At 72.9% G+C, this 23,386-nt stretch carries 20 protein-coding genes; 9 read left to right on the forward strand and 11 right to left on the reverse strand.

Annotated features, from left to right (window positions below; translation table 11 throughout):
• Positions 1-24: 24 nt before the first annotated feature.
• Positions 25-378 carry a hypothetical protein gene (locus tag AB0C76_RS14600; RefSeq protein ID WP_359964407.1) on the forward strand — a complete coding sequence of 118 codons (354 nt, stop codon included), beginning with the start codon at positions 25-27 and terminating at the stop codon, positions 376-378.
• Positions 379-400: 22 nt separating this feature from the next.
• Here the strand turns inward: AB0C76_RS14600 and AB0C76_RS14605 are convergent, their stop codons facing one another.
• From AB0C76_RS14605 to AB0C76_RS14615, 3 genes are all read right to left on the reverse strand, one after another.
• Positions 401-2,824, reverse strand: coding sequence for a hypothetical protein (locus AB0C76_RS14605; RefSeq protein ID WP_359964409.1), 2,424 nt, complete (start codon positions 2,822-2,824; stop codon positions 401-403).
• Positions 2,825-2,860: 36 nt separating this feature from the next.
• Complete coding sequence (locus AB0C76_RS14610; protein WP_359964411.1) at positions 2,861-3,874, reverse strand: zinc-binding dehydrogenase; 1,014 nt, start codon at positions 3,872-3,874, stop codon at positions 2,861-2,863.
• A gap of 192 nt (positions 3,875-4,066) precedes the next feature.
• Entirely contained in the window at positions 4,067-4,639 is a 573-nt protein-coding gene (locus AB0C76_RS14615) for a TetR/AcrR family transcriptional regulator (protein ID WP_359964413.1), read from the reverse strand.
• Between the two features lie 170 nt (positions 4,640-4,809).
• Between AB0C76_RS14615 and AB0C76_RS14620 the strand changes: the two genes are divergently transcribed.
• Positions 4,810-5,547 carry an SDR family oxidoreductase gene (locus AB0C76_RS14620; protein WP_359964415.1) on the forward strand — a complete coding sequence of 246 codons (738 nt, stop codon included), beginning with the start codon at positions 4,810-4,812 and terminating at the stop codon, positions 5,545-5,547.
• A gap of 107 nt (positions 5,548-5,654) precedes the next feature.
• A complete protein-coding gene (locus AB0C76_RS14625) occupies positions 5,655-6,719 on the forward strand; it encodes a hypothetical protein (RefSeq protein WP_359964417.1) in 1,065 nt (354 codons plus the stop codon).
• Here AB0C76_RS14625 and AB0C76_RS14630 read toward each other — a convergent pair.
• Genes AB0C76_RS14630 through AB0C76_RS14650 form a run of 5 tightly spaced genes read right to left on the reverse strand, consistent with a single transcriptional unit; the run spans position 6,696 to position 12,591 of the window.
• Complete coding sequence (locus AB0C76_RS14630; protein ID WP_359964419.1) at positions 6,696-7,112, reverse strand: acyl-CoA thioesterase; 417 nt, start codon at positions 7,110-7,112, stop codon at positions 6,696-6,698. The genes AB0C76_RS14625 and AB0C76_RS14630 overlap by 24 nt on opposite strands.
• Before the next feature lie 4 nt (positions 7,113-7,116).
• Complete coding sequence (locus AB0C76_RS14635) at positions 7,117-9,492, reverse strand: bifunctional salicylyl-CoA 5-hydroxylase/oxidoreductase (protein WP_359964421.1); 2,376 nt, start codon at positions 9,490-9,492, stop codon at positions 7,117-7,119.
• A complete protein-coding gene (locus AB0C76_RS14640) occupies positions 9,489-11,162 on the reverse strand; it encodes an AMP-binding protein (protein ID WP_359964423.1) in 1,674 nt (557 codons plus the stop codon). Before AB0C76_RS14640 ends, AB0C76_RS14635 begins: the two co-directional genes overlap by 4 nt.
• A gap of 47 nt (positions 11,163-11,209) precedes the next feature.
• Positions 11,210-12,109, reverse strand: coding sequence for an acyl-CoA thioesterase domain-containing protein (locus AB0C76_RS14645; protein ID WP_359964425.1), 900 nt, complete (start codon positions 12,107-12,109; stop codon positions 11,210-11,212).
• Positions 12,109-12,591 (reverse strand): cupin domain-containing protein, encoded by a 483-nt coding sequence (locus tag AB0C76_RS14650; RefSeq protein WP_329925792.1) that lies wholly within the window; start codon positions 12,589-12,591, stop codon positions 12,109-12,111. The genes AB0C76_RS14645 and AB0C76_RS14650 overlap by 1 nt, the downstream gene beginning before the upstream one ends.
• Positions 12,592-12,762: 171 nt before the next feature.
• Between AB0C76_RS14650 and AB0C76_RS14655 the strand changes: the two genes are divergently transcribed.
• From AB0C76_RS14655 to AB0C76_RS14665, 3 genes are all read left to right on the forward strand, one after another.
• Positions 12,763-13,203: a RidA family protein gene (locus tag AB0C76_RS14655; protein ID WP_359964427.1), complete on the forward strand. Its 441-nt coding sequence runs from the start codon at positions 12,763-12,765 to the stop codon at positions 13,201-13,203.
• 54 nt (positions 13,204-13,257) lie between these two features.
• Positions 13,258-14,145, forward strand: coding sequence for a fumarylacetoacetate hydrolase family protein (locus tag AB0C76_RS14660; RefSeq protein ID WP_359964429.1), 888 nt, complete (start codon positions 13,258-13,260; stop codon positions 14,143-14,145).
• Positions 14,146-14,221: 76 nt separating this feature from the next.
• Positions 14,222-15,067 carry a PaaX family transcriptional regulator C-terminal domain-containing protein gene (locus AB0C76_RS14665; protein WP_359964430.1) on the forward strand — a complete coding sequence of 282 codons (846 nt, stop codon included), beginning with the start codon at positions 14,222-14,224 and terminating at the stop codon, positions 15,065-15,067.
• 128 nt (positions 15,068-15,195) lie between these two features.
• Here AB0C76_RS14665 and rocD read toward each other — a convergent pair whose 3' ends face one another.
• Both rocD and AB0C76_RS14675 read right to left on the reverse strand, forming a co-directional pair.
• Complete coding sequence (rocD, locus tag AB0C76_RS14670; protein ID WP_359964432.1) at positions 15,196-16,455, reverse strand: ornithine--oxo-acid transaminase; 1,260 nt, start codon at positions 16,453-16,455, stop codon at positions 15,196-15,198.
• Positions 16,456-16,670: 215 nt separating this feature from the next.
• Positions 16,671-17,174 carry an Lrp/AsnC family transcriptional regulator gene (locus AB0C76_RS14675; protein ID WP_359964434.1) on the reverse strand — a complete coding sequence of 168 codons (504 nt, stop codon included), beginning with the start codon at positions 17,172-17,174 and terminating at the stop codon, positions 16,671-16,673.
• Positions 17,175-17,341: 167 nt separating this feature from the next.
• Between AB0C76_RS14675 and AB0C76_RS14680 the strand changes: the two genes are divergently transcribed.
• The 3 genes from AB0C76_RS14680 (at position 17,342) to AB0C76_RS14690 (ending at position 21,239) form a co-directional block, all read left to right on the forward strand.
• Positions 17,342-18,712, forward strand: a complete 1,371-nt coding sequence (locus AB0C76_RS14680) for a DUF2254 domain-containing protein (RefSeq protein WP_359964436.1) — start codon at positions 17,342-17,344, stop codon at positions 18,710-18,712.
• Between the two features lie 102 nt (positions 18,713-18,814).
• Complete coding sequence (locus tag AB0C76_RS14685; RefSeq protein WP_359964438.1) at positions 18,815-19,558, forward strand: BTAD domain-containing putative transcriptional regulator; 744 nt, start codon at positions 18,815-18,817, stop codon at positions 19,556-19,558.
• 64 nt (positions 19,559-19,622) lie between these two features.
• Positions 19,623-21,239 (forward strand): CYTH and CHAD domain-containing protein, encoded by a 1,617-nt coding sequence (locus AB0C76_RS14690; protein ID WP_359964440.1) that lies wholly within the window; start codon positions 19,623-19,625, stop codon positions 21,237-21,239.
• Positions 21,240-21,659: 420 nt separating this feature from the next.
• Here AB0C76_RS14690 and AB0C76_RS14695 read toward each other — a convergent pair whose 3' ends face one another.
• Positions 21,660-23,342: a pyridoxal-dependent decarboxylase gene (locus tag AB0C76_RS14695; RefSeq protein WP_359964442.1), complete on the reverse strand. Its 1,683-nt coding sequence runs from the start codon at positions 23,340-23,342 to the stop codon at positions 21,660-21,662.
• Positions 23,343-23,386: the final 44 nt, after the last annotated feature.

Genomic DNA, 23,386 nt, shown 5'->3' on the forward strand with positions numbered 1-23,386 from the left:
CCGACGATCAGGAGACGACACCCCGTGAAGCGACCCGCCGCCGCCATCGCCGCCGGTACCCTGCTGTTCCTCGTGCTGGCCACCGCCGCGTGCAACTCCACGGCCGCGCCGCCGTCGCCCACTCCGACCCCGTCGCCGACTCCGGCGGTCACGGGCGCGCCGTCGAGCCCGTCGAGCCCGTCGACCCCGCCCAGCCCGCCCGCCGCACCATCGCCCACCGCCACGGGACGGCCCACGACGATGCCGACCGCCCCGAGCACGGCGGTGACCACCCCGCCGCCCATGCACCCGACCCCCGCCCCGACACTCGCCCCGACGTTCTCCCTCGGCCCGGACAACCCCACCGACCTCCCGCACCGTCCGGTCCCGGTGGGGTAGGCGGAGCACTGCGGGCGTGCGGCTACCGGCGGCGGGTTCGCTTGGTCGTGGCCGTCGGTGCCTCAGGCTTCCAGCGGTGGCCCGCGAAGTGGACGAGGGCGGCTTCGAGGTCGAGGGGGAGGGTGCCGGTCGGGCCGAGGTCCCAGATGCGGGCCCAGCCTTCCGAGTCCGCGACGGCTTTCGGGACGGTCAGGCCCTCCTTGAGTTTCAGGGCGACGTGGTACTGGGCGGGCAGGACGTCGCCGTCGGTCCTGTGGACCTGCACGTCGGTCACATCGTCCCAGTGCAGCCGGAGTTTGCGGCCCCTGTTGATCTCGACCGTCTCGGCGTCGATCCGGAGCCTCGTGGCCACGGCCCACAGCGCGACCGCCATCAGGACGAGCGTGACCGTCACCCCCACGAACTGGAACTGGTGCCTGCGGAACAGGTCCCAGCTCTGCTCCCAGTCCGCTCTCGGGCCGTCGTGCGCAGTGAGCGGAGAGGCGACGGCGAGGTACGCGAGGACCGGCATCGCGAGGTCGAGGGCGAGGAACCACACGGTGCGGACCGTGTGGGCGCTGCTGCGCATGAGGACGGTGCGCGGTGTCCACGCCACGGCCGCGGGCCGGTCGGCTTCCGCTCCGGCGAGGCGCCGGCGCAGTTCGGCGTGCCGGTACTGGTGGACGCCGCCGACCTGGCGCAGCAGGCCCAGTCGGTGCGCGTCCTCCAGGAAGCCCATCACGTTCCACGGAAGGCGCCCGGACAGCCACAGTTCGACCCGCGTGGCGGTCCAGCGCCCCCATCGGCTCATCGCGACGAGGGCCAGGGCTGAGCAGGACCAGGCGGTGAGGAAGGACACGGTGGGGATGAGGGGACGGTCGTGGGTCTGGGAGAAGACCGCCATCGAGAGCCCGGCGATGGCGGGTGCGACGACTGCCGCCTCGATCAGGGCGATCCGCCGTTCGTCGGCGAGCAGCATCCTGGGCTTCGTGGCCGTGTCGTGCTCGGCCCGCCGCGTCAGGAGGAGGCCCGACAGCGTGGGCAGGGCGACGGTGGGCACGACCGCGGGGACACCGCCCGGAACGACCGTTGCCGCACCGACGAGGCTTGCGGCGAGCAGGGCCGTGATGATCTGGATCCTGGGCGCGGCCGACCGGCGCGGGCGGCCGTCGAGGCCGGGGAACAGGTGCCGGGCGGTGGTGCGTCCGAGGACCGTGGAGATGGTGGCCAGCTCGGCGACGAGGTCGATCGCTTCGGTTGTGGTGCCGGGCCACAGGAGCCGGTCGAGGGAGAGGAGTGCCAGGATGGCCGTGAGGACGGTGCCGCCCCATGCGAGGGGACGCGTGACCACGCCGCGCAGCTCCCACCAGGCTATGTCCTGGGTTCGTCGGCGGATCAACTGCCGGGCCAGGAAGCCGTGGTACGTTCGCGCCTCCTGCACGCTGCACCGGCGGACGGGCTCGCGTTCGGAGGCTCGTGCCGGGGCCCGCGAGTAGAGGGCGGGGAGCAGCTCGTCGAGGAGGTGCCCTTCGACGTCCGCGGGTGCCGGAAACCTCGCGGAGTCGAGGAGTTCACGAGGATCGCGGGCTCCGCTCGCGTAGACCTTCGCGGCGAGCCAGAGCATCAAGGGCGAGGACAGAGCCGCTGCGACGGGTCCGTCAGGACTTCGTTCGATCTGCTCGAAGACGTCTTCCCACCGGGGGAGTTGGTCCTCGTGGCATTTCCCGGCGAGGTAGTGCCGGCCGGCTTCCGGGGTCATCGGACAGGCCTGGATCACCGGGATGTGCCGGAGCTCGGAGTCCGGGGGAACGGCCTCGATCGCTTCTGGACGCGACAGCAGGACCAGGGGCACCTTGGTGTTCGCGCGCCAGTCGTCGATTCCGAGGGCGACCTGCTGGCCGGGGAGGGACATGAGCTCGTCGAGGCCGTCCAGGACGGGGATGATTCCCTCGCGGTCGACCAGCGCCTTCACCCTGCTCTCCCCGGCCGAGGTCGGGAGGTCCCCGTAGTCCTCCCGGATGCGCCTGACCACCCACTCGTCCAATCTCTCCGTCGGCCCGGGAGTCCAGCCGGAGAGGGAGAGGAGGACGGGAACGGGCCCGCCGGGCTTCCGGTGCTCCAAGAGCTCGAGGACCAGGAGCACCGCGATCGACGACTTCCCTGCGCCGCCCGGCCCTGTGACGATGAGCCGGATCGGCTCCAGCGCACAGATCGACGCGAGAACCTCGTCGAGTGCCGATCGCTCACGGTCTGCGCCGAGTTCGCGTGCATCCCATTGGACGGGCATCTGCACGGTCCCGGTCAGGCCGCGGGCGTTGGCCTCGTCGTTCCACTGCTTGCGCACCCGTTCGGCGAGCAGGTCCTCGGCGGGCCGGTCGGGTTCGGGCGGCGTCACGTTGAGGGTGCCCGCCTGGATCACGTTCCCCGTGACGTGTCCGGAGACGGAGTTGTGGACTGAGTCGGTCACGCCGCCATGATGGCAGCGTGATCCGACAACGGGTGCTCAGGGCTTGAGGATCAGCCGGATCGGGTTGCCCGCCTTCTGCTCCAGGGCTTCGACGGCCTTGGCGGCGTCGGCGAGCGGGAAGGTGCCGCTGACCGAGCGGGAGAAGTCGAGGCGGCCGCCCTTCGCGAGGGCGACGAGGTCGATCACGTCCTGGGGCTGGGAGCCGTAGTGGCCGCGGATCTCCTGGCGCAGGAAGCTGACCATGGTGCCCTTGGTGATGGTGAGGGGCTGGTCGGTGAGGCCGACGAGGACCAGGCGGCCGCGTTCGCCGAGGGCGGCCATCGCCTGCTCGCGGACGGGGGCCGCGCCCGCGAAGTCGAAGGCGGCGGCGAGCGGGCGGCCGCCGGTGGCCTCGCGCAGGTGGGCGGCGAACCCGGGGTCGAGCGGGTCGAGGGCGGCGTCGGCGCCGAAGGCGAGGGCGCGTTCGCGGGCGGCGGGGAGGGGGTCGACGGCGACGATGGGGAAGGCGCCGATGGCGCGCAGGAGCTGGACGCCGTGGGCGCCGAGTCCGCCGACGCCCCAGACGCCGACGGCCTCGGCCGGGCGGACGGCGCCGGTGGCGGTGATGGCGGCCCACGGGGTGGAGACCGCGTCGGGGATGAAGCAGGCCTGTTCGAAGGGGAGTTCGTCGGGGATCGGCACGAGGGTGGTGGCAGTGGCGAGGCTGTACTCGGCCCAGCCGCCGTCGTAGTCGACGCCGCGGGTGAAGACGACGCCGCCCCGCTGCTCGCCGGCCTGGAGCAGGACGCGGTCGCCGACGGCGGCGGTGGTGACGCCCTCGCCGAGGGTGTGGACGGTGCCGGCGACCTCGTGGCCGAGGGTCACCTTGTCGCCGGGGAGGCGGAAGGGCTTGAGGGTGCCGTCGATCAGGTGGACGTCGGACAGGCAGACGCCCGCCGCCTCGACCTTGATCAGGACCTCCCCGGGGCCGGGCGCCGGGACGGGCACCTCCTCGACGGCGAACGTGCCCTTCGTGACGTCGAGGCGGCCGGCGAGCATCGTGGCAGTCATCCGGATCTTCCCTTCCGACGGGGGCGGCGCGGCCTGGGTCGGCTCCGGGCCCGCCCCGCATACTTACTTGTTGGTCAACAATCGTCCAGGGGGCCACCGACCCGGACGCGTTCGACGTGACGGCCGCGACGGCGGAGGCCGAGCGCTGGATCCGGCTGGCGCTGGTGGCCGCCTGACGTCGCCCACCGGTCCTCAAGGGCGGACCGTGAGGCCGTCCAGCACGAGGTCGAGCAGGCGCTCCGCCTGCGGCCGGAGTTCGGTGCCCGCCGAGGTGAGGGCGATGCCTTCGAGGGCGGCGAAGACGTCGGCGGGCCGGATGTCGGTGCGGATCGTCCCGGCGGCCGTGCAGGCGTCCATCAGCGAGGTGATGGCGTCCTGGATCATCTCCCGGCTGTGCCCGTAGGGGCTGCTTCCCGTCGCGGCGATCGCGCGCAGGGCGTCGATCATGCCGTACTTGGCGGTGACGTAGTCCAGGAAGAGGCGCGTCCACGCCCGCAGGGCCGCCACGGGCGGCTCCTGTGCGAGCAGGGCGGGGGCGGCCTCGCACAGGTGGGCCACCTCGTTGCGGTAAACCGCTTCGACCAGGGCCTCCCGGGTGGGGAAGTTGCGGTACAGCGTCGCGCTGCCGACACCCGCCTCCCTGGCGATGCGCTCCAGGTGCGCGTCCAGCCCCTCGGTCGTGAAGACGTGCACGGCGGCCGTGAGGATCTTCTCCCTGTTGCGCTGCGCGTCGGCACGCAGCGGTCGCGGCGCTACGTCGCTCATCGGTGTTCGCCATCCCTTCCCGGAGTCCCGGAAGCCCCGGAAGCCTGACGGCAGCCTATCGACTTGCCAAGCGGAGGCACCCCCACTTAACGTGAGGCAAGTGGGGGAGCCTCCGCTTTCACTGCGGGTCACCATCGTGACCTGCACGCATCCCGGGAAGGGAACCTGTCGTGTCAGGTATCCAGGGCAAGGTCATCGCGATCACGGGCGCCAGCAGCGGCATCGGCGAGGCGACCGCGACGTACCTCGCCGAGGAGGGCGCCCGGCTCGTGCTGGGGGCCCGGCGCGAGGGCCGGCTGACCGCCGTCGTGGACGGCATCACGGCGAAGGGCGGCACCGCCGTCGGCGTCGTCGTCGACGTCACGCGCCGCGAGGACCTCCGGCGGCTGACCGACACCGCCGTCGAGCGGTACGGCCGGCTCGACGTCCTCGTCTCCAACGCGGGCACGATGGCCGTCTCGCCGTTCGACGACTTGCGCCAGGACGACTGGGACGCCATGGTGGCGACCCACATCACCGGCCTGCTCAACGGGATCGGGGCGGCCCTGCCCGTCTTCCGTCGCCAGGGCTCCGGCCAGTTCGTCAACGTCGGCTCCACCGCGGCCTACGTCGTCAAACCGCCCCAGGGCGTCTACGCGGCGACCAAGACGGCGGTGAAGGTGCTCACCGAGGGGCTGCGTCAGGAATCGGGACCCGACCTGCGCGTGACCCTCGTCTCGCCCGGCCTCACCGACACCGAGGGCGTCGGCAAGGGTGCCGCTCCCGGGGCGGCCGCCGCGATGACCCGGCAGCGCGACGAGATCGCCATGCCGCCGTCGGCGATCGCCTCGGCCGTCGGCTACGCGATCGGGCAGCCCGCGGGCGTCGACGTCAGCGAGATCGTCGTCCGGCCCACCGCGCAAGCCTGAATGTCCATCACATCCTCTCCTCAAGCGGAGAATTGACTGACAGATGTCAACTCCGTCCACTAGCGTGCCCGTTGGGGGATCGCATACGCAGTAAGGGGAGGAGAAGCATGTCCAGGAGGATGCGAACCGCGGCTTTGGCGGCCGTCGTCGTGCTCGGACTGACGGGCACCGCGGCGGCGCAGGCCGCGCCCGTCGGCGAGACCGTCGTGACGGTGAGCGGAGAGCGGCCGGTGCCGCTGGTCAGTCCGGACGGCGGCACGCTGTACGTCGTCGCCGTCGAGAGCGACCGCAGCGTGAGCGTCAAGGTGGTGGACGTCCGGACGGGCGCGACGCGGGGGCAGGTGGGGCTGGGCGCGCTGGAGTGGGGCGTCAACGCCGCGCTCAGCGCGGACGGGTCGCGGCTGTACGTCGTGGACGGGCAGCGGCTCGTCGTCGTCGACACCGTGGGGAGGGCCGTGCTCGCGACCGTCGCGCTGCCCGACCAGCCGCGCCCGGCCAACTGGAGCGCCGGCCCGGCGCTCGGGCTGGCCGTCGGCACGGACGGCGGCACGGTGTACGTGTCGCAGCGCGGGGCGATGCGCTACAAGCAGAAGCCGGGCCCGGGCCGGATGCTGACCTTCGACACCGGTCGGCGGGCGTTCACCGGGTCCGCCCCGCTGCCCTCCGGCGGCGCGGGTGCCCCGGTGGTGCGGCCGGGCGGGCAGGACCTGTACATCGGCACCTCACGTGGCATCCAGCACTGGAGGACGGCCGGCCCGACCCTCGTCGGCACCGTCGCCGGGACGGTCTCGGCCGCCGAGTTCGACCTGGCCTTCTCCCCGGACGGCACGCGGCTCCTCGCCCTCGACGCGGGCTCGTCCGGCCGGGGCGACCTCATCGACCCGGCGACCGACACGGTGAGCCGGCACGTCACGCTCGCCCCCGAGGGCTCGATCGTGAACACGGCCCGGGCCGGGGCGGACGGCAGTCGGTTCTACGCGGTGAAGGACGACGCCCCGAACACGGCGCAGATCCTCTCCGTGGACGCCGCCACCGGCGAGACCGTGCCGGAGGAGAGCATGACCGTCGCCGAGGAGCAGCTCAGCGGCCTCGCCGTCGGGCCGGACGCCCTCGTCGCCGGCGGGTCCGACGGCGGCTACCAGGCGCGGCTACACGTGATCCCCCTGCCCTGACGACCACGCCTCGACCCACGCGGCGGGCCACGGGGTGCTCGTGCGCCCGCCGCGCGGGACGTGCACCGCCACGTACCGTCCCGAGGCGGCCGGTCGGCCGTCCTCCGCGCGGATCTCGAAGCGGACGGTGATGGACGTCGTGCCGATGCGTTCGACGGTGAGCTCGGTCGTCACCTCCTGGCCGAACCACAGCGGCGCGCTGAAGTCGGCCTCGTAGCGGACGCGCGGGGCCGCGCCGAAGTAGCCGGTGATGCCGCGGGTGCGCATCAACTCGGCCTCGGCCGCCTCGACGTAGCGCGCGATCGCGGTGTTGTGGTGGTGGCCGCCCGCGTCGGTGTCCATCCACTCGACGCGGCTGCGGTGGACGATGCTCGCGAAGCGCGCACCGTCCACCGGCTCAGGAGACGGGGGCCGGTTCACGGGACGGGCTCCAGCGGAGGTGGACGGCGCGGTCGGGGTCCTCGGCGCGCAGCAGGGTGAGGCGGGGGCGGATGGCGTCGGTGCGGGAGGAGGGGGGTTTGCGGCTGCCGGCGCGGTAGGGGAGGGGCCAGTCGGCGGCCGGTCCGCGGTAGTTCTGTTCGGCGGCGGCGTGCAGGGTCCACTGCGGGTCGTAGAGGTGGGTGCGGCCGATGGCGCAGAGGTCGGCGCGGCCGGCCAGGAGGATGGAGTTGACGTCGTCGTAGGAGGCGATGGCGCCGACGGCGATGACGGCGGTGCCGGTGACGGCGGCGACCTCGTGGCGGATCCGGTCGGCGTACGGGGTCTGGTAGGAGCGGCCGTAGGCGGGACGTTCGTCCTTGGTGACCTGGCCGGTGGAGACGTCGATGCCGTCGGCGCCGTGGGCGATGAACGCGCGGGCGATCTCGACGGCGTCGTGTTCGGTGTTGCCGTCGGGGGCCCAGTCGGTGGCGGAGATGCGCACGATCACCGGGCGGTCGGCGGGCCAGACCGCGCGGACGGCGTCGAAGACCTCCAGGGGGTAACGCAGCCGGTTCTCCAGCGGGCCGCCGTACCCGTCGGTGCGGTGGTTGGCCAGTGGGGAGAGGAAGGACGAGAGCAGGTAGCCGTGGGCGCAGTGGAGTTCGAGGAGGTCGAAGCCGGCTTCCGCGCCGCGTCGGGCGGCGGCGACGAACTCGGCGGTGATCCGGTCGAGTTCGCCGCGGGTGAGCTCGCGCGGCGTCGCGGAGGCGGGGCCGTAGGGGAGTTCGGAGGGTCCGACGACGTCCCAGTTGCCCTGCTCCAGCGGTTCGTCCATGCCCTCCCACATGAGGCGGGTCGAGCCCTTGCGGCCGGAGTGGCCGAGCTGGAGGCCCATCCGGGCGGTCGAGTTGGCGTGCGCGTAGGAGACGATGCGCTGCCACGCGTCGCGCTGCTCGTCGTTCCACAGGCCGGTGCAGCCGGGGGTGATGCGGCCCTCGGCGGAGACGCAGACCATCTCGGTCATGACCAGGCCGGCACCGCCCATCGCCTTCGAGCCGAGGTGGACGAGGTGGAAGTCGCCGGGGAGGCCGTCGACGGCGGAGTACATGTCCATGGGGGAGACGATGACGCGGTTCTTGAGCTCCAGCGGTCCGAGCCGGAAGGGCTGGAACATCGCCGGGACGACGCTGTCGGCGCCCTGTGCCTTCGCGAAGGCCTCGTCGACGCGGTCGGCGAACTGCGGGTCGCGGGTGCGGAGGTTGTCGTAGGTGATGCGGCGGGAGCGGGTGAGCAGGTTGAAGCAGAACTGCACGGGCTCCTGGCCGGTGTACATGCCGATGTTCTCGAACCACTCCAGGGAGGCCTGGGCGGCGCGCTGGGTGGACTCGACGACCGGGCGCCGCTCGGCCTCGTAGGACGTCAGCGCCTCTTCCAGCGTGGGGTGTTCGTGCAGGCAGGCGGCGAGGGCGAGGGCGTCCTCCATGGCGAGCTTGGTGCCCGAGCCGATCGAGAAGTGCGCGGTGTGCGCGGCGTCGCCGAGCAGGACGAGCCCGCCGTCGTGCCAGCGCTCGTTGCGGACGGTGGTGAAGTTGAGCCAGCGCGAGTTGTTGGCGAACAGCCGGTGTCCGTCGAGCTCGTCGGCGAACAGGGCGCGGATCCGCTCCACGGCGGGCTCGTCGGAGGCGCCGGGCGGGAGGTCGGGGCCGGTGTCGAAGCCGGCCCGGCGCCACACGTCCTCGTGCATCTCGACGATGAAGGTGGAGCCGGTGGCGGAGTAGGGGTAGCCGTGGACCTGCATGGTCCCCCACTCGGTCTGCTTGATGAAGAACTGGAAGGCCTCGAAGACCAGGTCGGTGCCGAGCCACATGTACTTGTTGCGGCGGGTGTCGAGCGTGGGCCCGAAAGCGTCCGGACTCGCCTGCCGGACGGCCGAGTTGACGCCGTCGGCGGCCACGACCAGGTCGTGCCCGGCGCGCAGCGCGGCCGTGTCGGGCGCGGGTGTGCCGAAGCGCAGGTCGACGCCGAGGCCGCGGCAGCGCTCCTGGAGCAGGTGCAGCAGCTCGCGGCGGCTCATGGCGGCGAATCCCTGGCCGCCGACGGTGTGGGTGCGGCCGCCGACGTGGATGTCGATGTCCGTCCAGCGGGCGAAGCGGTCGGCCATGGCGGCGGCGAACTCGGCGTCCGCGTTCTCGATGCCGCCGAGCGTCTCGTCGGAGAAGACCACGCCGAAGCCGAAGGTGACGTCGGGGGCGTTGCGCTCCCACACGGTGACCTCGTGGGCGGGGTCGAGCTGCTTCATGAGCGCGGCGAGGTACAGGCCGCCGGGGCCGCCGCCGACGATCGCGATCTTCACAAGGTTCCTCTCTCGGCAGGGGCCTGGCCGCAGCTCCGCTCGCCGTCCGCGACGATCCGGCGCAGCACGAAACGCTGGAGCTTGCCGCTGGTGTTGCGGGGCAGGGCGTCGCAGAACCGCACGTCGCGCGGGTACTTGTAGGGGGCCAGGACCTGTTTGACGTGGTCCTGGATCTCCTTGGCCTTGGCGGCGGCCGATTCGCCGTCCGGGACGCCGTCGCGCAGGACGACGAACGCGCAGACGACGGAGCCGCGTTCGGGGTCGGGCTTGGCGACGACGCCGGACTCGACGACGTCCGGGTGGGTGTCGATGGCGGCCTCGACCTCGGGGCCCCCGATGTTGTAGCCCGAGGAGACGATCATGGCGTCGCTGCGGGCCTGGTAGAAGAAGTAGCCGTCGGCGTCGCGGTGGAAGAGGTCGCCGGTGACGTTCCAGCCGTCCACGACGTACTCGTCCTGGCGCGGGTCGTCCAGGTAGCGGCAGCCGACCGGGCCGATGACGGCGAGCCGGCCGGGCTCCCCCGGGCCGAGCTCGTGGCCGTCGATGTCGAGGATGGTGGCCCGGTAGCCGGGCAGCGGGCGGCCGGTGGCGCCGGGGCGGATGTCGTCGCCGGCGGCGGAGATGAAGATGTGCAGCAGCTCGGTGGCGCCGATGCCGTCGATGACGCGCAGGCCGAGGCGGTCGCGCAGCTGCTCCCAGGTGGTCCGCGGGAGGTGCTCGCCGGCCGAGACGGCCACGCGCAGCCCGGCGAGCCGGTGCTCCTGCTCCTCCCGCAGGATCGCCTTGTAGGCGGTGGGCGCGGTCGCGAGGACGGTGACGCCGTGGCGCTCGACGTGCTCGGCGAGCTGGAGCGGGGTGGCGGACTCGGTGAGCAGCGCGCAGGCGCCGGCGCGCAGCGGGAAGACGACGAGCATGCCGAGGCCGAAGGTGAAGGCGAGCGGCGCGGAGCACGCGACGGTGTCGCCGGGGCCGAGGCCGAGGAGGGGGCGGCCGAAGGTGTGGTCGATGGAGAGCACGTCGCGGTGGAAGTGCATGGTGATCTTGGGGACGCCCGTGCTGCCGGAGGTCGGGCCGAGCAGGGCGACGTCGTCGGCGGCGGTCGGGACGTTGGTGAACTCGCCCGACTTGGCGCCGGCGCGGGCGAGGAGGTCGTCCGGGGTGTCCGCGCCGTGGGTGACGATCGCGAGGGAGGCGTTCTGGAGCCGCTCGACCTCCTCGGTGTGGCGGTGGTCGACGAGTGCGACGGCGGGCCCGGTGCGTTCGACGATCGGGGCGAGCTCGCGGGCGCGCAGCGCGGCCATCGTGGTGACGGCCACGCCGCCCGCCTTGAGGACGCCGAGCCACGCGGCCACCGCCCAGGGGTTGTTGGGCGAGCGGAGCAGCACGCGGCCGCCGGGCACGAGGCCGAGGTCCTCGGTGAGCACCTGGGCGACCTGGTTGGCGCGGCGCTGGAGGAGGCCGTAGGACCAGGTCTCGCCGTCCGGCGTACGGAGGGCGGGAAGGTCGGGGCCGTGCTCCGCCACCGGGCGGTCGATCAGCTCGGTGGCGGCGTTGAGCCGGTCCGGGTAGTGCAGTTCCGGCGTGGTGAACTCGATCGTCGGCCAGTGGTCCGCCGGCGGGAGGTGGTCGCGGGTGAAGGTGTCCTGGTGGGCCGAGGGTGAGAGGGACAACGGACGGGTCCTTCCGGGAACTCGCGGGCGGTGGGGGCGCCGGGAGATCAGGTGGTGCGGATCATGCCCTCCTGGGCGACGGTGGCGAGGTGGCGGTGGTCGCGGGTGAAGAAGCGGCCGGTGCCGAGCCCGCGTCCGCTGTCGGCGGCGACCGCCTCCTGCACGTACAGCAGCCAGTCGTCCACCGGTCCCGGCCGGTGGAACCACATGGCGTGGTCGAGGCTCGCCGTCACCAGCCCGGGTCGCGCCCATGCGAGGTCGAGCACGCGCAGGACGGGCTCCAGGATCGTGTAGTCGCAGACGTAGGCGAGGGCGGCCTGGTCGCGCTGCGCGTCGGTGAGGCCCTCGACGGGCCGCAGGTGGTCGAACGGCTTGATCCAGACGGCCTGGTGGGGGGTCCGCTCGCCCTCGACGGTGAGGTAGACGGGGCCCGGCACGTGCCGCATGTCGAAGCTGCGGCCGCCGGACCAGTAGGCCTTGGACCCGTCGGTCATCGTGCCGCCGCTGCGGTCGGCGAGGTAGGCGGCCGAGCTCGGCAGGCTCTCGGGGGTGGGGAGCGGGCCGTCGAAGCCGGCGGCGAAGGTGCCACCGGGCTCGCCGGCCGCGAAGTTGGCCAGGCAGACGTACAGCGGCTTGCCGTTCTGGTAGCCGCGCACCTGGCGGGTGCTGTAGCCGCGGCCGTCGCGCAGGACCTCCACCTCGTAGCGGACGTCGGCGCCGATGTCGGCCGGGCGCAGGAAGTAACCGTGCATCGAGTGCAGCGACTTGCCGTCCGTCACCGAGCGCATCGCGGCGGCGGCGGCCTGGGCGACGAGGTCGCCGCCGTAGGCCTTGGGCCACGGGCAGGGCTGGGTGGTGGCGGTGAAGGCGAGGTCGAAGTGCTCGGGCTCGGCGGGCTTGAGGGTGACGGCCGAGGTGAAGACCTCGGAGGTGGGATCGGCGGCCATCAGCGGTCCGTCCAGTCGCGCAGGTCGTCGTCGGCGACGTCCGGCAGGTTGACGACGATGTTCTCGGGCGTGCGGGTGGTCATCCACACGAGGCGCTCGGTGCGCGAGAGGTTGCACTCGATGTGGGGCATGAACGGGGGCACGAAGACCCAGTCGCCCTGCTCCATGTCGATGTAGTCCTCGAACCGTTCGCCGAAGTAGATGCGGCCGCGGCCCTCCAGGACGTAGCCGCCGGTCTCGGCCTCGCCGTGGTGGTGGGTCACCGAGCGGTAGCCGGGCTCGTTGCTGACCTGGCCGAACCAGAGCCTGCGGGCGGGGGTGTGCTGGATGCTCACGCCCGAGATCCGCACGGCGCCGCCGGAGTCGGCGGTGCCCGGGTCCTCCATGCCGCGGCGCGTGACGACGGGGGCGACCAGACCGCTCGGGAGGCGGTACATCGAGTTGTCGCCGTCGAGTTGGTACTTGCTGAGATCGGGCTCCATGCGGACGGCTCCGTTTCGTGTGGGCGGAGTTCGTGTGGGCGGAGTTGGCGAACGGGGGTCGACAGGGGTGGAGATGCCCCGCGCTGACGTCGGCGCGATCGGTATCTCGTTTTTTTCACGACCGTCATCTACTGTCAATACATCCCGCCACGACACCCCGCTGGAGGTGGCATGACGCCCGGCACCCCCCGTACGGCGCCCGTCCCCGTCAACCCGAGCTCCCTGCCGAGACCGAGCGGCTACTCGCACGGGACGCTGGCCGGCAACACCCTCCACCTCGGCGGGCAGACCGCCCTCGACGCCCACATGCGGATCGTGCCGGGCGGCATCGTCGAGCAGTTCCGGCAGGCCTTCGGCAACGTCCTCGCCACCCTGCGCGAGGTGGGGGGCGAACCGCAGGACCTGGTCAGCGTGACGATCTACCTGACCGACATCCCCGACTACCAGGCGCACGGCAAGGAGATCGGCGAGGTCTGGCGCGAACTGGCCGGCCCGGTCTACCCGGCGATGGCGGGCATCGGCTGCACCGCGCTGTGGCAGCCGGAGGCGCTGATCGAGATCCTCGGGGTCGCGGTGATCCCGGACGAGCGACTGGTGCGCCCGGCGCGGTGAACCGATGGCCGGGAACCGATCTTTCCTGACGGTCGCAACGGAGGTACCGGAACGATGAAACTCGCAGCCCTGACGGTCGACGGCAGGCCGCGCGCCGGAGCCGTCGACGAGGACGCGAAGGCCGTGGCCCTGCTGCCCGAGTGGCTCGGCACGGTCGACGTCCTCGTGCGCGGCGGGCCGGACGGCCTGGCGGCGGCGCGGGCCGCGGTGGCCGACGCCCCGGTCGTCGCGCTCGCGGACGTCCGGCTGGAGTCGCCGCTGCAGCACTTCAACCGCGACATCCTGTGCACCGGCTGGAACTACTGGGACCACTTCGAGGAGTCCCGCGGCAAGCGCGGCGGCCAGGACCCGGCCGGGCGGCCCGACCGGCCCACCTTCTTCACCAAGGGCCCGGACACCGTCATCGGTCCGGCCGACGACATCGCCTACGACCCGGAACTCTCCGCCCAGTGGGACTACGAGGCCGAGATCGCCCTCGTCATCGGCCGCGACGGCCGCTCGATCCCGGAGTCCGAGGCCCTCGGCCACGTCTTCGGCTACCTCGTCGCCAACGACGTCTCCCAGCGCGACCTCCAGCGCGCGCACGGCGGCCAGTGGCTCAAGGGCAAGAGCATCGACGCCACCATGCCCCTCGGGCCCTGGCTCACCACCGCCGACGAGGTGCCCGACCCGGGCGCGCTGCGCGTGCGCTGTGAGGTCAACGGAGAGCCGCGCCAGGACGCCACCAGCGCTCAGATGGCCTTCCCGATCGCCCGGTTGATCGCCGAACTGAGCCTGGGGATGACGCTGCGCGCCGGCGACGTCCTGCTCACCGGCACCCCGAGCGGCATCGGCAGCGCCCGCGACCCACAGGTCTTCCTGCGTGACGGGGACGTCGTCGTCACGCGCGTCGACGGGCTCGGCGAGCTGCGCAACCGGGTCGTGCGGACGTCGCTGATGTGATGACCCGCAGAGGCGATAGGCTGCCCACGGAAGAGCTTGATCCACAATGCCGGCCCGAGACGAGGAGAGCGCAGCTGTGACGGCCGGGCACGAGGAGTCCCCCGCGGCCGGCCGCGACGCGCGGCACGGCCCCCTGATCACCACCACCTTCGGCCTGTACGCGCGCGGTGAGGAGAACTGGCTCTCCGTCGCGTCGGTGGTCAGGCTGATGGGCGACCTCGGCGTCGAGCCGCCCGCCGTCCGCTCGTCCATCTCCCGCCTCAAACGGCGCGGGGTCCTGGAGAGCGGGCGGCACGGGGGCGCCGCCGGGTACTCGCTCGTCCCGTCCGTGCTGGAGACGCTCGCCGAGGGCGACGTCCGCATCTTCGAGCGCGTGCGCGCCGTGCCCGAGGACGGCTGGATCGTCGTCGTGTTCTCCGTCCCCGAGTCCGAGCGCCAGAAGCGCCACGAGCTGCGCACCAGCCTCACCCGGCTCGGCCTCGGCACCGCGGCGCCCGGCGTCTGGGTCGCGCCGGGCAACCTCGCGGCCGAGACCCGCCGCACCCTGGAGCGCCGCGGGCTCGCCGCCTACGTCGACATCTTCAGCGGCGAGCACTACGCCTTCGGCGACCTGCGCTCCAAGGTGCGCAGCTGGTGGGACCTCGACGAACTCGCCGAGCTGTACGCGGAGTTCCTCGCCCGTCACCGCCCGGTCCTGGACCGGGTGAAGGCCTCCGGCGTCACGCCGCTGGAGGCCTTCCGGGTCTACGTCCCGATGCTCACCCAGTGGCGCCGCCTCCCGTACCGGGATCCCGGTCTGCCGCTCTCGCTGCTCCCCCCGGGGTGGAACGGGGTCAGCGCGGGTGCCCTGTTCGACGAGCTCAACGCGATGCTGAGTACGGGCGCGCGGGAACACGCGCTGTCGGTGATCCACGTGGCGTAGGGGGCCGGTCCGGGGTCGACTCCGGTGCCTGACGCCTTGCGGCCGTCACCGGCTGCTCCGGCGCGTTCACGCGGCGGGCGGCCCGACGCGATCTCACCCCGGCCGGCACGCCCGCGCCCGGCCGTCGACTAACCCTGCGGCCGCGTCAGCACCTTCTCCAGGGAGCTCAGCGCCGACTCCAGTTCCTCGCGGGTGATGGTCAGGGGCGGGGCCAGGCGGATCGTGGAGCCGTGGGTGTCCTTGACCAGCACGCCCTCGCGCAGCAGGCGTTCGCTGATCTCGCGGCCGGTGCCGATCGCCGGGTCCACGTCCACACCCGCCCACAGGCCGCGTGTGCGGTACCCCGTGATGCCCCTGCCGGTCAGCGCGGACAGACCGGCGTCGAGGACCGTGCCGAGCTCGGCGGCGCGGCGCTGGAACTCGCCGGTCGCCAGCAGCTCGACGACGGCCGAACCGACCGCCGCGGCCAGCGGGTTGCCGCCGAAGGTGGAGCCGTGCTCGCCGGGGCGCAGGACACCGAGGACCTCGCGGCGGGCGACGACCGCGGAGACCGGGACGATCCCGCCGCCCAAGGCCTTGCCGAGCAGCACCACGTCGGGCAGCACGGCCTCGTGGTCGACGGCCAGCGTGGTGCCGGTGCGGCCCAGCCCGGACTGGATCTCGTCGGCGACGAAGAGGCAGCCGGCCCGCCGGGTCAGCTCACGCACCCCCGCCAGGTAGCCGTCGTCGGGAATGAGGACACCGGCCTCGCCCTGGATCGGCTCGATCAGGACGGCCGCCGTGGTCTCGTCGAGTGCTTCCTCCAGCGCCGTGAGGTCGTTGTAGGGCACGGTGCGGAAGCCCGGTGTGAACGGGCCGAAGCCCTCGCGGGCGACGGGGTCACCGGAGAAGCTCACGATGGTGGTGGTCCGGCCGTGGAAGTTGCCGTCCGCCACGACGATCGTCGCCCGGTCGGCCGCGACTCCCTTCACCTGGTACGCCCACTTGCGGGCGACCTTGATGGCGCTCTCCACCGCCTCGGCACCGGTGTTCATCGGCAGTACCATGTCGAGTCCGGTCAACTCCGCCAGGCCTTCGGCGAATTCGGCCAGACGGTCGTGGTGGAAGGCCCGTGAGGTGAGGGTGACCCGGTCGAGCTGGCGGTGTGCGGCCTCGATCAGCGCGGGGTGGCGGTGGCCGAAGTTGAGGGCCGAGTAGCCGGCCAGCATGTCGAGGTATCGGCGTCCCTCGACGTCCTCGACCCAGGCGCCCTCGGCGCGGGCCACCACCACCGGGAGCGGGTGGTAGTTGTGGGCGAGCACCGGTGCTTCCGCACGGATCAGCGCCGCCGAGGAGCGTGCCGTGGGAGTCCCCCCGGCCAGAGGCTGGGGGAGGGTGGGTGCGGTCATGGCCGGATCTCCTGGGTGCAGCACGTGATGCCTCCGCCGGCCTGCCGGAACTCCGACGGCCGACGGGGACGGGACGGTATCCGCGGCGGCTCGGCCGTTCGATGAGGCCGCACGCCCGGGGCTGGGGGACGCCCTCAACCGTAGGGAGCGGGGAGTGCGGGCGACAAGGGGCATCGGGTGCGCACCGGCGCAGCGGTGATGCGTGTTGCGGCGGATCAGCGCAGTCCTGCTGCGTCGCGGGGGGCCGTCCGGTCGGCCCCGGCCCCCGGGCTGCTGGCGAGCAGGTGCGACAGCACCAGATGGCTGACCGTCTTGCGGACGAACGGCTCGGTCCGGATCCGCTCCAGCACCTCCTCGAAGTGCGCCACGTCCGTGGCCCGGACGTGCAGCAGCGCGTCGGCACCGCCCGTCACGGTCATGGCCGCAACGATCTCCGGGTAGTCGCGCACCACCTCGGCCATCCGCCGCGGCGGCGCGGCGCTGTCGCAGTAGACCTCCACGAACGCCTCGGTGTTCCACCCGAGCGCGGCCGGCCGAACCGTGGCGGTGAACCCGGTGATGACGCCGTCCGCGCGCAGGCGGTCGACCCGCCGCTTGACCGCCGTGCCCGACAGGCCGATGGCGGCGCCGATCTCGTTGAAACTCGTCCTGGCGTTCTCGATCAACGCTGCCACGATCTTGCGGTCGAGCTCGTCGAACGGCGCAGCTTTGGTGCTCATGCCCGTAGCGTAAGCAAAGCCGGGAGCGGCCTTCGCGCCCTCGATGCTGTTGCGGGCGTGCTCCCGTGGGGTCGGCCCGGCGGACGGCGGCACCGGTGGGGTGCTCCCGGTCCGGGCACTTTAGGGTGGAAACGTTCCGCTGGGCCGGGTGTCGGGAGGTGGGCGAGGTGATCCGCGGGGTCCACCTGGAGGCGCAGTGGCGGCGGGAGGCCCTGCGGACGAACCTGTGGGTCGTGCCGATCCTGGAGGTCGGCCTCGCCGGGGTGCTGTTCGTGGTCACGTTCGCGCTGGACAAGGCCGCGTACCGGGGGGACCTGGAGCTTCCCACCTGGGTGATCAGCGGGACGGCGGACGCGGCGCGGCAGATCCTCGCGGCCATCGCGGCGTCCCTGATCACCGTCGTCGGCGTGGTGTTCTCCATCATGATCGTGACCCTGACGCTGGCCTCCACCCAGTTCGGGCCGCGCATGCTGCGCACCTTCATCCGGGACCGGACCACACAGCTCACCCTCGGGACGTTCGTCGGGACGTTCGTGTACGCGATCCTCGCACTCGTCGTCATCGCGCCCGGGACGCACGGGGACTTCGTGCCGCACCTGTCGATCACGGTGTGCATGGTGCTCGTCATGGCGGACCTCGCCGTGCTGATCTTCTTCATCCACCACATCGCCACGTCGATCCAGCTGCCCCGGGTGATCGCCAGCATCGCGACGGAGCTGTCCGAGGCGATCGAGGCGAGTGCAGGCGGGCCCGGGCCGGCGGAGGGGAGCGCGGCGAAGGGGCCGACGGTCGAGGAGCTGAACGTCCGGCTGGACACCTCGGGGGCCGCCGTCCCGGCGCCCGCCAGCGGGTACCTCCAGTTCGTCCGGCACCGCACGCTCGTGCGGATGGCGGCCGGGCTGGACGCCGTCATCCGGCTGGACCACCGGCCCGGGCACTTCCTCGTGCAGGGGCACCAGCTCGCCACCGTCTGGCCCGCCGAGGCGGCACCCGAAGTGGCCCGCAGCTTCGCCCGCGCCCACATCACCGGCTCCACCCGCACCCTCGCGCAGGACATCGCCTTCGCCGTCGACCAGCTCGTGGAGATCGCCATCCGGGCGCTGTCCACCGCCGTCAACGACACCTTCACCGCCCTGACCTGCATCGACTGGCTGGGGGAGGGCCTGTGCCGGATCGCCGCCCACTGGAGCCCGAACCCCGTCCACCGGGACGACGACGGCTACATCCGGGTGATGACCGCCCCCGTCAGCTACGAGCGGCTCGTGCAGCGGAGCTTCGAGAAGATCCGCCAGGCCGCCCCCGGCATGCCGGCCGTCCTGATCCGCCAGCTCGACGCGCTCGCCGAGATCATGGCCGAGACCAGGACCGAGCAGCAGCGCCGGGTGCTCATCGCCCAGGCCGAGATGATCGAACGCCTCAACCAGGAGTCGGTGACCGAGGCCACCGACAGGGACGACGTCCGCCGCCGCTTCCTCGGGGTCCTGGCCGCGTACGGCGAGGCGCGCTCCCGGCGCGGGCCCGATGTCAGCCCAGAGTGACGGGATCGCTCGAAAGGGTGAATTCGTGACGTTCGGGGTGAGGCCGCCGCAGCGGGGCATGATCGTACGCGGAATTCCGTGAGGGCATGAGGGGGCGGGTGTATGGCTGTTTCCGCTCGGCTGAGGCTGCTCGACGGCTTCGCGCTCGACTGCGGGGCGAAGGCCGTCCATCTGACCAGGACGCTCCAACGCCTCCTCGCCTTCGTCGCCCTGCGCCGCGAAGCCCACCGCGCCCTCGTGGCCGGCACGCTGTGGCCGGAGTCCGACGAGGCCAAGGCCCTCGGCCGGCTGCGCACGGCGCTGTGGCGGCTCCAGCAGTCCGGCGCGCCCGTGCTCGCCGCCCCGGTGCTCACCGCCGCCGGCGAGACGCTGCGGCTGCACGCCTCGGTGCGCCTCGACGTCGACGAACTGCTCGCCGGTATCGGCGGGTCCGGGACGGGCGACCCGCGCGTGCTGCTCGCCGGCGGCCCGCGCGAGCTCCTGCCCGGCTGGTACGACGACTGGGTGCTGCTGGAGCGCGAACGGCTGCGCCAGCTCTACCTCCACACCATGGAGAAGCTCGCCGTGCGCGACCTCCGCGCCGGCGACTACGGCGGCGCCCTCGAAGCCGTCCACGCCGCGCTGCGCGCCGAGCCCCTGCGGGAGAGCCCGCACCGGCTGCTGCTGGAGATCCACCTCGCCGAGGGCAACTACAGCGAGGCGATCCACACGTACCACTCCTACCGCCTGCTGCTCCAGCGGGAGCTCGGGGTGAACCCCTCACCGGGCATGCGGCGCCTCCTGGACGCGGCGGTGGAGGCGGCCCCGGGCGCGGACGACGGGATCGCCCGCGCCCGGTTCCGCTGAAGCGCGGCAGGCGCCGGTGCCGGACCGGACGCATAACGGCCGGCCGGGTGGGCAGGCGCGCACCATGGCCACACAGCAGGTGGAGACGGAGCGTAAGTACGAGGGGACCGCCCTTCCGGAGCGGCTCGACCAAGTCCGGGGAGTCGCGACCACCGCACGCGCCGCGCCCCAGGACCTCGACACCGTCTATTACGACACGTCCGATCTGCGTCTGCTGCGCCACCACGTCACCATGCGCCGTCGCACCGGCGCCGCCGACCGGGGCTGGCACCTGAAACTGCCGTTGGACGCGGACCGCCGTCGTGAGATCCAGCTCCCGGCGGTCGGCGGCCCCCACGACATACCGACCGAACTCCTCGCGCAGGTCACGGCATTCACCCGAGGCGCCGTGCTCGCCCCGGTGGCGCACCTGCGCACCCACCGGGCCCGGATGCTGCTGCGCGACGAGAACGGAGAGGTGCTCGCCGAGATCACCGAAGACCGGGTCGCCGCCCACGTGCTCGATGCCTCACGCCTCGCCGCAGCACCGCCGCACCGAAGCCCGGCTGCTGCGGCGGGCGGCCAGGCCGTGCCGGACAGCGCAGCACGCCCGCCCGGCGGGAGCAGTACGGAGATCAGCCGGTGGACCGAGTTCGAAGTCGAGCTGGACCACGGCACGGCGGAGCTACTGGAGCGCATCGACGCCGTCTTCGCCGACGCCGAACTGACCCGCTCGCCATGGCCCTCGAAGCTTGCCCGGGCCCTCGGCCCGACCCACCTGCCCGGGCCGCGTCCGTCCCCCGCCCGGCCGGGCTCGGGGGGCGCCGTTGTCACGGATTATCTGCGCACCCAGCACGATGCGCTCCTCACACTTGATGCAGCAGTGCGTCGGGCAGAGGAGGATTCGGTGCACCGGATGCGGGTGACCGTGCGCCGCCTGCGGAGCCTGCTCAGAGCCCACCGCAAGCTCTTCGAACGCCGCCGGGCCGAGCCGCTCGCCGCTGAACTGCGCTGGCTCGCACGGCTGCTCGGCCAGGCCCGCGACGAGGAGGTGTTCGGCGAGAACGTCGTGGACCAACTCGACGCCGTGCCCGCTCCACTGCGCCGGCACGACCTGCGGGGCCGGCTCACCGAGCACTACGCGCACCGCTACCGCCAGGCCTGGCAGCAGGTGGTCCTCCAACTCGACGGGGACCGCTACTTCGCCCTGCTCGACGCCCTCGACGCCTTCGCCACCAGCCCGCCCCTGCGCCGTCGGGCCGCCCGGAAGGCGCCGAAATACCTGTCCGACGTCCTGCGGCGCGAGCAGCAACGAACCGTCGAACGCCTCGACCACGCCCTGCGCACCGCACCGGGCCCCGCGCGTGACCAGGCGCTGCACCGTGCCCGCAAGGCCGCCAAACGCGCCCGCTACACCGCGGAAGGCGCGCAGGCGGTGGTCCCGCGGCGCACCGCGGAGCGCGCCGCCGCGTTCAGCGCCCGCATGAAGAAACTGCACAAGACCCTGGGCACCCACCACGACGCCGTGGTCCTGCGCCGCGAACTGATCACACTCAGCGGCGAGGGCACGGGTGACACCGAGCACGCATTCGCCTACGGCGTGCTGTACGAACGCCAGCGGCGCACCGCCGACGCCTGCGAGGAGCGACTGCCGAAGCTGCGCCGTCGGGCAGGCCGCCCCGGCCTGGCCCGGCTGACCTGAAGGACACGCGTCGCGGCCCGCCTCCGGCCTTCGTCCACGGTGACCGGGTCGCGCGGGCGACGTGCACTGGTACCACGCGCGGTACGCCGGCGCCGCGACGGACGCCCGGTTCTTGCCGACACCGCCGCCGCACCGCCGCCGCACCGCCGCCGCACCGCCCGCCACGGCGGCCGTGCGCGCCGCGCTCGACCCCGCCGAACGGCTTCTCATCCTGGGTTGCCCGGACTTCCGCCTGCCGAAGGGGCGTCGAGCCGCAGTGCAGGCAGCGCCGGGCACCGGAGAGGGCTCGCGGGCAGCAGCGGCAGGCGCCTGCCCGATCCGGGACGCGACCTCCGACACGCGCAGTCCGGGGATGCTCCCCGGACTGCGCAGGTGAGCGGGCCAGTCGAGCTCTCCGCGCAGGTTCCGGCCGCGCACCTCTCACCCTGACGCCTGCCCCGTCCCCTCCGGTGTGCTCGGGTGTGCTGAGCGGGCGTGAGCAGCCGGCTCTGTACGCGGGTCTCGGCGGCGGGTGTTCAGTGGTTCCGCCGGCACTGCCCGTTTCGAGCGGGGCGGGCGGACCGCCGTCGGTGACGGGCGATCACTCGACCGCGCATCGGACGGGTGCTGCCTGGTGTGAGGAGTCGGCGGCGTGGTGGACTTCGCGAAGGAGCAGGTCGAGGTCGCTTTCGCGGGTGCGGTAGTTGCAGAGGCAGGCGCGCAGGACCGTGGGTCGTGAACGGTGACGGTGGCGAGGTAGGCGCGTCCGGTGGTCCGGACGTGGTGGGCGACGCGGGTGTGGAGGGTGTCGGGGTCGGGTGCGTCGGTGGCGGCCAGGCGGAAGCAGGCGACCGGCCAGGGGCCGCCGGCCACGAGTTCCAGACGGGGGTCGGCGGTGATCTTGTCGCGCAGGCGGTCGGCGAGGGTCAGGTTGTGCTGGAGCAGGGCGGTGACGCCGTCGCGTCCGAGGTGGTGCAGGGTCGCCCACAGGGCGAGGGCCCGGGTGCCGGGGCGGGTCAGTTCGATGGTCGCGTGGGAGAGCCACGGGAGCGTGTCGGGTTCGCCGGGGGTGAGGTAGGAGGCGCGGTGGGCGAAGGCGGTGTGCAGGTGCTCGGGGTCGGTGACCAGGAGTGCGCCGCAGCCGACCGGCACGCTGAGCGTCTTGTGCGGGTCCACGGTCATCGAGTCGATGTCGGCGACTCCTCGATACAGGGGCGCCAGGGCGGGGACCATGGCGCCGAGCCCGCCCCAGGCCCCGTCCGCGTGGTGCCACATCCCGGTGCGCCGGCACAGGGCGGTGACGGGTTCGAGGGGGTCGACGGCGCCGGTGGCGGTGGTGCCGAGCGTGGTGACGGTGCAGAACGGCAGGAGCCCGGCGGTCTGGTCCGCGGTCACGGCGGCGCGTAGCGCGGCGGGGTCCAGGCGGTGCTGTGCGTCGCTGGGGATGGGGCGCAGCCGGTGGGCGGGGATGCCGATGCAGGCTGCGGCCTTGGCCACGGACATGTGGGCCTGGGCGTTGTAGTAGAGGGTGAGGCGGGCGTGGTCGCGGTCGTAGGCGAGGCCGTCACCGGAGCCGCGTCGGGTGAGGTACCAGGTGCGTGCGGTGGCCAGGGCGAGCAGGTTGGCCATGGAGCCGCCGCTGGTCAGGACCCCTCCGGTGGTGGCGGGGAGTGCCGCCAGGTCGGCGAGGATGCGTACGGTGCCGCGTTCCAGGTCCATGAGGGCGTTGTCGCCCATGCCGCAGGTCGCGTTGATGGCGGCGGCGAGGAGTTCGGCGATCAGGCCGGCGGGTGCGGGCGGGGAGTTGATCCAGGCGAAGAACGCGGGGTGGCCGTTGCCGGTGGGGAACGGCGCGATCTCCTCGCGAACCAGGTCCAGGATCCGGCCCAGCTCACCGCCGGTTCGGCCGAGCGAGGCGCCGCGCAGCCGGGCGCGCTGGCGCGCGGGCATCGGACGGCTCACCGGGGTTTCCGGAAGGTGGCTCAGGTACTGGCAGACCCACTCCGCTGCCGCGATGAGTTCGTCGCGCAGCACCTTCGGATGTGCTGCCGGTGGCGCCTCGTCCAACGGTGGCACCTCTTCGCCGAAACGGGCCAGTGCGTGGTCGTGTAAAGGGCGGGTCATGGCGGTGTGGAGCCTTTCGTCGTTACAAGGCCCAGGCCATCGCA

Origin of the sequence: Kitasatospora sp. NPDC048722 (assembly GCF_040650235.1) — a bacterium.
In the GTDB taxonomy this organism is placed as follows: Bacteria; Actinomycetota; Actinomycetes; order Streptomycetales; family Streptomycetaceae; genus Kitasatospora.

What these genes read in the sequence shown, in the direction of transcription:
- AB0C76_RS14610 (WP_359964411.1), bottom strand. Translation starts at nt 3,874, where the DNA reads ATGACTGCCACGATGCTCGCCGGCCGCCTCGACGTCACGAAGGGCACG.
- AB0C76_RS14615 (WP_359964413.1), bottom strand. Translation starts at nt 4,639, where the DNA reads ATGAGCGACGTAGCGCCGCGACCGCTGCGTGCCGACGCGCAGCGCAAC.
- AB0C76_RS14625 (WP_359964417.1), top strand. Translation starts at nt 5,655, where the DNA reads ATGTCCAGGAGGATGCGAACCGCGGCTTTGGCGGCCGTCGTCGTGCTC.
- AB0C76_RS14645 (WP_359964425.1), bottom strand. Translation starts at nt 12,109, where the DNA reads ATGGCCGCCGATCCCACCTCCGAGGTCTTCACCTCGGCCGTCACCCTC.
- AB0C76_RS14650 (WP_329925792.1), bottom strand. Translation starts at nt 12,591, where the DNA reads ATGGAGCCCGATCTCAGCAAGTACCAACTCGACGGCGACAACTCGATG.
- AB0C76_RS14655 (WP_359964427.1), top strand. Translation starts at nt 12,763, where the DNA reads ATGACGCCCGGCACCCCCCGTACGGCGCCCGTCCCCGTCAACCCGAGC.
- AB0C76_RS14660 (WP_359964429.1), top strand. Translation starts at nt 13,258, where the DNA reads ATGAAACTCGCAGCCCTGACGGTCGACGGCAGGCCGCGCGCCGGAGCC.
- rocD (WP_359964432.1), bottom strand. Translation starts at nt 16,455, where the DNA reads ATGACCGCACCCACCCTCCCCCAGCCTCTGGCCGGGGGGACTCCCACG.
- AB0C76_RS14675 (WP_359964434.1), bottom strand. Translation starts at nt 17,174, where the DNA reads ATGAGCACCAAAGCTGCGCCGTTCGACGAGCTCGACCGCAAGATCGTG.
- AB0C76_RS14685 (WP_359964438.1), top strand. Translation starts at nt 18,815, where the DNA reads ATGGCTGTTTCCGCTCGGCTGAGGCTGCTCGACGGCTTCGCGCTCGAC.
- AB0C76_RS14690 (WP_359964440.1), top strand. Translation starts at nt 19,623, where the DNA reads ATGGCCACACAGCAGGTGGAGACGGAGCGTAAGTACGAGGGGACCGCC.
- AB0C76_RS14695 (WP_359964442.1), bottom strand. Translation starts at nt 23,342, where the DNA reads ATGACCCGCCCTTTACACGACCACGCACTGGCCCGTTTCGGCGAAGAG.